10 protein-coding genes are annotated in these 8,520 nt (G+C 73.5%); 2 read left to right on the forward strand and 8 right to left on the reverse strand.

The annotated features are described in order from the left end of the window. The 3 genes from trpA to trpC form a co-directional block, all read right to left on the reverse strand. On the reverse strand, positions 1-762 hold a 762-nt coding region (gene trpA / locus FHE66_RS04420; protein WP_139071822.1), incomplete at its 3' end, for a tryptophan synthase subunit alpha. Positions 763-782: 20 nt separating this feature from the next. After that, a complete protein-coding gene (gene trpB / locus FHE66_RS04425) occupies positions 783-2,072 on the reverse strand; it encodes a tryptophan synthase subunit beta (RefSeq protein ID WP_139071770.1) in 1,290 nt (429 codons plus the stop codon). After that, positions 2,069-2,884: an indole-3-glycerol phosphate synthase TrpC gene (gene trpC, locus FHE66_RS04430; RefSeq protein WP_139071771.1), complete on the reverse strand. Its 816-nt coding sequence runs from the start codon at positions 2,882-2,884 to the stop codon at positions 2,069-2,071. The genes trpB and trpC overlap by 4 nt, the downstream gene beginning before the upstream one ends. Positions 2,885-3,006: 122 nt before the next feature. Here trpC and FHE66_RS04435 point away from each other — a divergent pair, with 122 nt between their 5' ends. Next, complete coding sequence (locus tag FHE66_RS04435; protein ID WP_139071772.1) at positions 3,007-4,770, forward strand: alpha-glucosidase; 1,764 nt, start codon at positions 3,007-3,009, stop codon at positions 4,768-4,770. Here the strand turns inward: FHE66_RS04435 and FHE66_RS04440 are convergent. From FHE66_RS04440 to hisI, 5 genes are read right to left on the reverse strand one after another with little or no spacing between them, the layout of a single operon-like run. Continuing rightward, complete coding sequence (locus tag FHE66_RS04440) at positions 4,767-5,063, reverse strand: hypothetical protein (protein ID WP_139071773.1); 297 nt, start codon at positions 5,061-5,063, stop codon at positions 4,767-4,769. The genes FHE66_RS04435 and FHE66_RS04440 overlap by 4 nt on opposite strands. Then, a complete protein-coding gene (locus tag FHE66_RS04445) occupies positions 5,060-5,344 on the reverse strand; it encodes a hypothetical protein (protein ID WP_139071774.1) in 285 nt (94 codons plus the stop codon). Before FHE66_RS04445 ends, FHE66_RS04440 begins: the two co-directional genes overlap by 4 nt. A gap of 38 nt (positions 5,345-5,382) precedes the next feature. Further along, positions 5,383-5,961, reverse strand: a complete 579-nt coding sequence (locus tag FHE66_RS04450; protein ID WP_139071775.1) for a Trp biosynthesis-associated membrane protein — start codon at positions 5,959-5,961, stop codon at positions 5,383-5,385. Next, the gene (locus FHE66_RS04455; protein ID WP_139071776.1) at positions 5,958-7,514 is read right to left on the reverse strand and encodes an anthranilate synthase component I; all 1,557 of its coding nucleotides are present in this window, start codon (positions 7,512-7,514) and stop codon (positions 5,958-5,960) included. The genes FHE66_RS04450 and FHE66_RS04455 overlap by 4 nt, the downstream gene beginning before the upstream one ends. Continuing rightward, the gene (gene hisI / locus FHE66_RS04460) at positions 7,511-7,873 is read right to left on the reverse strand and encodes a phosphoribosyl-AMP cyclohydrolase (RefSeq protein ID WP_139071777.1); all 363 of its coding nucleotides are present in this window, start codon (positions 7,871-7,873) and stop codon (positions 7,511-7,513) included. The genes FHE66_RS04455 and hisI overlap by 4 nt, the downstream gene beginning before the upstream one ends. 160 nt (positions 7,874-8,033) lie before the next feature. On the opposite strand from hisI, the gene FHE66_RS04465 reads away from it, so the two are divergent. Further along, entirely contained in the window at positions 8,034-8,519 is a 486-nt protein-coding gene (locus tag FHE66_RS04465; protein ID WP_168202676.1) for an OsmC family protein, read from the forward strand. The last annotated feature ends 1 nt before the right edge of the window (position 8,520 follow it).

Genomic DNA, 8,520 nt, shown 5'->3' on the forward strand with positions numbered 1-8,520 from the left:
GGCGCCGAGGGCCTTGAGACCGGCCCGCTCGTCCGGGTCCTGCAGGGTGCGGACGAGGGCGGAGCCGACGATGACGCCGTCGGCGTACTCCGCGACCTCCGCGGCCTGCGCGCCCGTCGAGACCCCCAGGCCCACGCACACCCGCTCGGCGCCGGCCGCACGGGTGCGGGCGACGAGGTCACGGGCGTGGGTGTCGACCGAGCTGCGCACGCCGGTGACCCCCATGGTGGAGGCGGCGTAGACGAAGCCGCGGGAGGCGGCGGCGGTCATCGCGAGCCGCTCGTCGGTGGAGCTCGGGGCGACGAGGAAGACCTTGTCGAGGTCGTGCTCGTCGGCCGCGGAGATCCACGCGCCGGCCTCGTCGGGGATGAGGTCGGGGGTGATGAGCCCCCCTCCCCCGGCGTTGGCGAGGTCGCGCGCGAAACGGTCGACGCCGTAGCGCAGCACGGGGTTGTAGTAGGTCATGACGAGCACGCCGGCGCCGGTGGCGGACACCTGCTCGACGGCGCGCACGACGTCGCTCACCCGTGTGCCCTGCGCGAGGGCCTGGGTGGTGGCGTGCTGGATGACCTCGCCGTCCATGCCCGGGTCGGAGTACGGCAGGCCGAGCTCGACGAGGTCGGCTCCCGCCGCGACCGCGGTCCGCGCCGCGGCGATCGACCGCTCGACGGTCGGGAAGCCGACCGGCAGGTACACGACGAGTGCCTTGCGGCCCTCGGCGAGGGCGGCGTCGATCGCCTCGGCGGACCGCCGGCCCGCCACCGTCCTCGTCTGCTCCTCGCTCACAGCTCCACGCTTCCCGTCGCCTCGTAGCCGGCGCCGTCGATGGCACCGGTCTTCGCCTCGTCCTGCGGCCCGGCGGCCTTCTCGTCCAGCAGCCCGAACCAGGCGGCCGCGGACTCCACGTCCTTGTCCCCGCGCCCGGAGAGGTTGACGAGGATGGTCGGGGCGGGCTCGCCCGCCGCCGCGGCGGCGCGCCCGATCTCCAGGGCGCCGGCCAGGGCGTGGGAGCTCTCGATCGCCGGGATGATGCCCTCGGTCCGGCACAGGAGGCGGAAGGCCTCCATCGCCTGCGCGTCGGTGACCGGGACGTACTCGGCGCGGCCGAGGTCCGCGAGCCACGCGTGCTCGGGACCGACGGCCGGGTAGTCCAGTCCGGCGGAGATCGAGTGCGACTCGACGGTCTGGCCGTCCTCGTCCTGCAGGAGGAAGGTGTGGGCGCCGTGCAGCACGCCCGGGGTGCCCGCGCTGATCGAGGAGGCGTGGCGCCCTGTCTCGACGCCGTCACCGGCGGCCTCCAGGCCGACGAGGCGCACGCCCTCGTCGTCGAGGAACGCGTTGAAGATCCCGATGGCGTTGGAGCCGCCGCCCACGCACGCGCAGACGACGTCGGGCAGCGCGCCCGTGAGGTCGAGCACCTGCTCGCGGGCCTCCTCGCCGATGATCTTCTGCAGGTCGCGGACCATCCCCGGGAAGGGGTGCGGCCCGGCCGCGGTACCGAAGACGTAGTTGGTCGTCTCGACGTTCGTCACCCAGTCGCGGAACGCCTCGTTGATCGCGTCCTTGAGAGTCCTGGACCCGCTGGAGACCGGGACGACCGTGGTGCCGAGCAGCTCCATGCGGGCGACGTTGAGCGCCTGGCGGCGCACGTCCTCCTCGCCCATGTAGATGACGCACTCGAGGCCGAGGAGCGCCGCCGCGGTCGCGGTGGCCACCCCGTGCTGACCGGCGCCCGTCTCGGCGATGACGCGCTTCTTGCCGAGCTTGCGGGTGAGCAGCGCCTGGCCGAGCACGTTGTTGATCTTGTGCGAGCCGGTGTGGTTGAGGTCCTCGCGCTTGAGGATGATCCGGGCGCCGCCCGCGTGCTCGGCGAAGCGCGGCACCTCGGTGATGATGCTCGGGCGCCCGGTGTAGGTGCGGTGCAGCTCGGCGAGCTCGGCCTGGAAGGACGGGTCCTCCCGCAGCTCCTGCCAAGCGGTGTCGAGCTCGTCGAGCGCGGCGACGAGCGCCTCGGCCACGAACCGGCCGCCGAACCGCCCGAAGTACGGACCCTCGGCGCCGGACAGGCTCACGGGCGCACCGCCCGGACGGAGGGGTGGGCACCGGCGGCGACCATGTCGGCCACGGCCTGGCGCGGGCTGCCCTGGGTCACCAGCGCCTCCCCGACGAGGACGACGTCGGCGCCAGCGCGGGCGTAGTCGAGGACGTCGTGGGGGCCGCGAACACCCGACTCGGCGACCTTGAGCAGACCGCTGGGGATGACGTCGACGACGGTGCTGAACACCGACCGGTCGACCTCGAGGGTGTGGAGGTTGCGGGCGTTGACCCCGATGACGCGGGCGCCGGCGTCGACCGCGCGCTTGGTCTCCTCGCGGTCGTGCGCCTCGACGAGGGCGGTCATGCCCAGGGAGTGGACGCGCTCGACGAGCGAGGTGAGCACGGTCTGCTCGAGCGCCGCGACGATGAGGAGCACGAGGTCCGCGCCGTAGGCGCGCGCCTCCCACACCTGGTAGGGCGTGACGACGAAGTCCTTGCGCAGGACCGGGACGTTGACCGCTGCGCGCACGGCGCCGAGGTCCTCGAGCGAGCCGCCGAAACGACGCCGCTCGGTGAGCACGCTGATCGCGCTCGCGCCACCGGCCTCGTAGTCGGCCGCGAGCCCGGCGGGGTCGGCGATGTCGGCCAGCGCACCCTTGGACGGGCTCGAGCGCTTGACCTCGGCGATGACCGTCACCGCGTCCGCCCCGCCGCGCAGCGCGGCGACGGCGTCCTTGGCGACGGGCTGCTGATGGGCGCGCTCCTTGAGCGCGTCGAGCGGCGTCGCGGCCTCCCGCTCGGCGAGGTCCTCCCGGACCCCTGCGACGATGTCTTCCAGGACCGTCACCGTCTCTCCCTCCCCTTGCTTGGCCCCCATCGTAGGTGCCCCCACCGACAAGGCCGACCACAGTCCGCTGGACGGGCCACTCCCGGGCCGCGCGGCGGGCGAGGAAGTGGTGGGATGACCTCATGACCTCGCCGCGTCACCTCGACACCACCGCGACCACGCCCGTTCCCGACCGTGAGCCCGGGTGGTGGCGCTCGGCGGTCGTCTACCAGGTCTACCCGCGGTCCTTCGCCGACTCCGACGGCGACGGCGTCGGTGACCTCCAGGGCATCATCGACCACCTCGACCACATCGCCGAGCTCGGCGTCGACGTCGTGTGGCTCTCCCCGATCTACCGCTCCCCGCAGGACGACAACGGCTACGACATCTCCGACTACCAGGACGTCGACCCGATGTTCGGCACCCTCGAGGACCTCGACCGGCTCATCGCCGCGATCCACGAGCGCGGGATGAAGCTCGTCATGGACCTCGTCGTCAACCACTCCTCCGACGAGCACCCGTGGTTCCAGGACTCCCGCTCCGGCCGTGACTCCGCCAAGCGCGACTGGTACGTGTGGCGTCCGCCCCGCCCGGGGCACACCGGCGGGGAGCCGGGGGCAGAGCCGACGAACTGGCACTCCTTCTTCTCCGGCTCGACGTGGGAGTGGGACGAGGCGAGCGGGGAGTACTACCTCCACCTGTTCTCCCGCAAGCAGCCGGACCTCAACTGGGAGAACCCGCAGGTGCGCGAGGCCGTCTACGCGATGATGCGCTGGTGGCTGGACCGGGGTGTGGACGGCTTCCGGATGGACGTCATCAACCTCATCTCCAAGGCGGTCGGCCCGGACGGCGAGCTGCCCGACGGTCCCGCCAAGCCGGGCACCCGCTACGGCGACGGATCGCCGTTCTACATGAACGGGCCGCGCAACCACGAGTTCCTCCACGAGATGCACCGCGAGGTCTACGCCGACGCCGCGATCCTCGCGGTCGCCGAGACGCCGGGCGTCACCCTCGAGCACGCCCGGCTCTTCACCGACCCGGCGCGCCGCGAGGTGGACATGGTCTTCCAGTTCGAGCACGTGGGCCTGGACCACGGGCCGGGCGGCAAGTGGGACCTGCAGCCGCTGTCCCTGCCCGACCTCAAGCTCAACCTCGCCGCCTGGCAGGAGGGGCTCGCGGCCGGGTGGAACTCCCTGTACTGGAACAACCACGACCAGCCGCGGGTCGTGTCCCGGTGGGGCGACGACTCCCCGGAGTACCGGGTCGCGTCGGCCAAGACGCTCGGCACTGTGCTCCACATGATGCGCGGGACGCCCTACGTCTACCAGGGCGAGGAGCTGGGCATGACGAACGTCGGCTTCACCTCGATCGAGGACTACCGCGACATCGAGTCCCTCAACCACTACCGCGAGCAGCTCGAGCACGGCGCCGACCCGGCGGACGTGCTCGCCGGCATCGCGCCGGTGAGCCGGGACAACGCGCGCACGCCGATGCAGTGGGACGACTCCCCCGCCGCCGGCTTCACCACCGGCACCCCGTGGATCGCGGTCAACCCGAACCACACCGAGGTCAACGCGGCCGCCGCGCGGCGCGACCCGGGCTCGGTCTACCACCACTACCGGCGGCTGCACGAGCTGCGGCACACCCACGACATCGTCGTCGAGGGGAGCTTCCGCCTCCTCCTGCCCGAGCACGAGCAGGTCTTCGCCTACACCCGCACCCTCGCCGGCTCACCGACGCTGCTCGTCGTCGCCAACATGAGCTCGGAGCCGGCGACGGTCACCCTCGCGGGGCTGGCCGGCCCGCTCGCGGGCGAGGTCCTGCTCACGACGCACGACGACGGCGCCCACGCCGCGGGCGAGGAGCTCACCCTGGCGCCGTGGGAGTCGCGCGTCCTGCTCGGCTAGAGGCCGAGGACGAGCCCGAGGAGCGAGAGCAGCCAGAAGAAGGAGCCGACGGCGCCGAGCACGATGCCCAGGACCGCCGTGTAGCGGGTGGCGGTCCGGCCCCGGTTGTACGCGAGGACCCCGTTGACGCCGAGGACGACGGCGGACGCGCTCACGGCGGTCCCGAGGAGGATGACGACGACGGCCGCCACCATCGACCCGATGACCGGGGCGAGCAGGAGGAGCAGCCCGGCGATCCCGAGCCCGAGCGCCCAGGCGCCGGCCCGGTTGCCCGTGGGCGTCGTCTCGCTCATGCGTACCAGTCGGGCTGCCCGGCTCCGGGGCGGCCGGTCCGGTCGCGCGGCTGGCCGTGGCCCAGCGCGCTGAGGACGATGCTCGCGACGACGGTGAGGACGAGGACGGCCACGCCCGCGACGATCAGGCCCATCTGCCACAGCACGAGGCCGAGCGCGGTGAGGATCGCACCGAGGGAGACGCCCCAGAACATCACCCAGCCGGCGACGGTCTTGCCCTCGTTGTGGGCCGGGGCCTTGGGCGGCAGGTCGTAGTCGCGACGGGTGCCGTCGTGCGCCATGGTTCGCTTCCTCTCAGCGGTCATCATCTGGTCCAACACTAGCCGTGGTCCCGGGCGGTCGGGTCCTCGCCCCGCCCGAGGGCGTCCCAGTCGTCCATCGCGCGGACCCGCTCGTCACGCTCCGGGTCCCCTGCGGCGTCCTGCCCGGCGGTGCGCTCGAAGCGGCGCCCGGCCTGGACCGTGGGGATGCGCACGACGAGGACGGCCGCGGCGGCGACGAGCGCGCCGAGGGCGATGGTGAGGTAGGGCCACGCGGTGACCTCGGGGGTGCCGAGGGTCTCGCGGACGCCGCTCACCTGCGCGGCGGCGGTCTCCAGGCGGGGTCGCGGGTCGCGCAGGAAGCCGATGGCGGCCGCGCCGAGGGCCCCGCCGAGGACGACGAGCGCACCGGCGCACACCCGGGTGACCCAGCGGCCCCCGAGGGCCAGGGCGAGCCCGGTGGCGAGGACGGCGAGGCTCGCCGCGGTCGTGACCGGGCTCGCGTCACCGCCGGAGACAGTGACGGTGCGCTCGGCGAGCACGGTCGGGACCTCGGTGGAGCCCCAGGTCAGCGCGGACAGCGCGAAGCCGAGGACACCGAGGACGAGGACCGCGAGGACGACGCGCCCTCGGCTCACCGCTCCTCCTCGGTCCCGGGGCGCAGCGTGGCGGCGACGCGCACGGCGCGCAGCGCTGCGGCCGCCTTGTTGCGCGACTCCTCGTACTCCAGGGCGGGCACCGAGTCGGCGACGATGCCGGCGCCCGCCTGGACGCTGGCAACGCCGTCGCGGATGAAGGCGGTGCGGATGGCGATGGCCATGTCGGCGTCACCGGCGAAGTCGAAGTAGCCGATCGTCCCGCCGTAGATGCCGCGCCGGGCCGGCTCGAGGTCGTCGATGAGCTCGATCGCCCTCGGCTTGGGAGCCCCGGACAGTGTCCCTGCGGGGAACGTCGCGACGAGGCTGTCGAGGGCGGTGGACGAGGGGCGCAGCCGCCCGCTCACCGTGGAGGAGATGTGCATGATGTGGCTGTAGCGCTTGATCTCCATGAGCTCGACGACCTCGACGCTCGGCGGCTCGCACACCTTGACGAGGTCGTTGCGGGCGAGGTCGACGAGCATGATGTGCTCCGACCGTTCCTTCGGGTCGGCCAGGAGCTCCTCGGCCAGGGCGTGGTCCTCCTCGGCGGTGCGTCCGCGGGGCCGGGAGCCGGCGATGGGGAACGTCACCACCCGGCCGTCGCTCACCTTGACGAGCGTCTCGGGGCTCGAGCCGACGACGGCGAAGCTCGCCGAGCGTCCCTCGGCCGGCTCGTCGGGCAGCTGGAGGTAGTACATGTACGGGCTGGGGTTGATGGTGCGCAGCACCCGGTAGACCTCCAGCGGGTCGGCCGGGCAGTCGGTGTCGACCCGGAGGGACACGACGAGCTGGAAGACCTCACCGTCGTGGATCGCCTGCTTGGCCGCGCCCACGGCGCTCTCGAAGTCGGCCTGGCTCGTGCGGAAGCGCAGGCCCTCGTCGGACGTCGGGGCCTGCCCGCCGACCGCGGCGTGGCTGCGGGCCGGGGCGAGGAGCTGGTCCTGCATGGCGTCGAGCCGGGCGACGGCGTCGGCGTGGGCCTGGTCGACGCGCTCGTCGGTGTCGTCGAAGTTGATGGCGTTGGCGATGAGCCACACCGACCCGTCGGAGTGGTCGACGGCGGCGAGGTCGCTGGCGAGGCACAGCGCGACCTCGGGGGCGTCGATCTCGGCCGGGGCGTTGGCGCGCAGCCGGGGCTCCCACTGGCGCAGGACGTCCCACCCCAGGGAGCCGACGAGCCCGCCGGTGAGCGGGGGCAGGCCGGGCAGGGCGGGGGTGTGCAGGGCGCGGAGGGTCTCGCGCAGGACGTCGAGCACCGGTCCCTCGGTGGGCACCCCGACGGGCACGTCGCCCAGCCAGGTCGCGCGGCCACCGCGGGACAGGAGGGTCGCCCGGGAGCGGACGCCGACGAACGACCAGCGGGCCCAGGCGCCGTGCTCGGCGGACTCGAGAACGAAGGTGCCCGGACGCCCGCCGGCGAGCTGGCGGTACAGGCCCACGGGCGTGACGTCGTCGGCGAGGAGGCGGCGCACGACGGGGATGACGCGCCGTCCGTCGGCGGCGAGCTCACGGAAGGTGGCGAGGTCGGGTGACGTGGCGCCCCACTCGGTCATGACGCCTCCCCGACGACGGCGCCGAGGTCCCCGCCCGCCTCGAAGCAGCTGCGGGTGCCGGTGTGGCACGCCGGGCCGACCTGCTCGACGCGTACGAGCAGGGCGTCGCCGTCGCAGTCCAGGGCCACGGAGCGCACGTGCTGGACGTGGCCGGAGGTGTCGCCCTTGCGCCAGTACTCCTGCCGGGAGCGCGACCAGTACGTGGCGCGGCCGGTGGTGAGTGTCCGGTGGAGCGCCTCGTCGTCCATCCAGCCGACCATGAGGACCTGGTCGGTGGAGTCGTCCTGGACGACGGCGCACACGAGCCCGGAGGGGTCGCGCTTGAGCCGGGCGGCGATGGCGGGGTCGAGGCTGGGCACCAGTCGATCTTGCCAGATCGCCGGGTACGTCCGGAGCGTGCCCGTCTCACCCAGTGGGAGGCGGGCGCCCGCGGGTCTCACCCGGCGGGTGCCGCTCGCTGTGGACTCCCGCTCCTCCCTAGCGTCCGGCACGACAGCCCACGACCTCAGGAGCAGACCGATGACCCTCACCGCCACCCCCGCCACCGACCCGACGCCGCGCCTCGCCGAGATCTCCGCGAGCGGACGCTCGACCGGCTCCCTGTCGACCGCCGTCCGGGCGCGGCAGTTCGGTTTCGTCGTCGCCGAGCCCGCGTCCTTCGGCGGCACGGACGAGGGGCCCAACCCCATCGAGTACCTTCTCGGCTCGCTCAACGGCTGCGTGACGGTCGTCGTCGAGACGGTCGCCGCGGAGCTCGGCGTCGCCGTCGAGGGGGTCGAGACGCACGCCACCGGCACCCTCGACCTGCGCGGGTTCGCCGGCACCGCCGACGTCTCCCCGCACTTCCAGACGCTCACCCTCACCGTGACGCTCACGACGACGGCGGGGCCCGGCGAGCTCGCCGAGCTCCAGGCCCAGGTGCTGCGCCGATGCCCGGTGTTCAACCTCGTCCGCGACGCGGGTGTCGACCTCCGCGAGGTCTGGCAGGTGCGGCCGGCCGCGTGAC

This window comes from Georgenia sp. 311 (assembly GCF_006151955.1).
GTDB lineage: Bacteria > Actinomycetota > Actinomycetes > Actinomycetales > Actinomycetaceae > Oceanitalea > Oceanitalea wutianyii.

Bases quoted from the DNA above. Each gene is read 5' to 3' on its own strand.
- FHE66_RS04465 (WP_168202676.1), top strand. From the start codon at position 8,034: ATGACCCTCACCGCCACCCCCGCCACCGACCCGACGCCGCGCCTCGCC.
- FHE66_RS04435 (WP_139071772.1), top strand. From the start codon at position 3,007: ATGACCTCGCCGCGTCACCTCGACACCACCGCGACCACGCCCGTTCCC.
- FHE66_RS04455 (WP_139071776.1), bottom strand. From the start codon at position 7,514: ATGACCGAGTGGGGCGCCACGTCACCCGACCTCGCCACCTTCCGTGAG.
- FHE66_RS04445 (WP_139071774.1), bottom strand. From the start codon at position 5,344: ATGGCGCACGACGGCACCCGTCGCGACTACGACCTGCCGCCCAAGGCC.
- FHE66_RS04440 (WP_139071773.1), bottom strand. From the start codon at position 5,063: ATGAGCGAGACGACGCCCACGGGCAACCGGGCCGGCGCCTGGGCGCTC.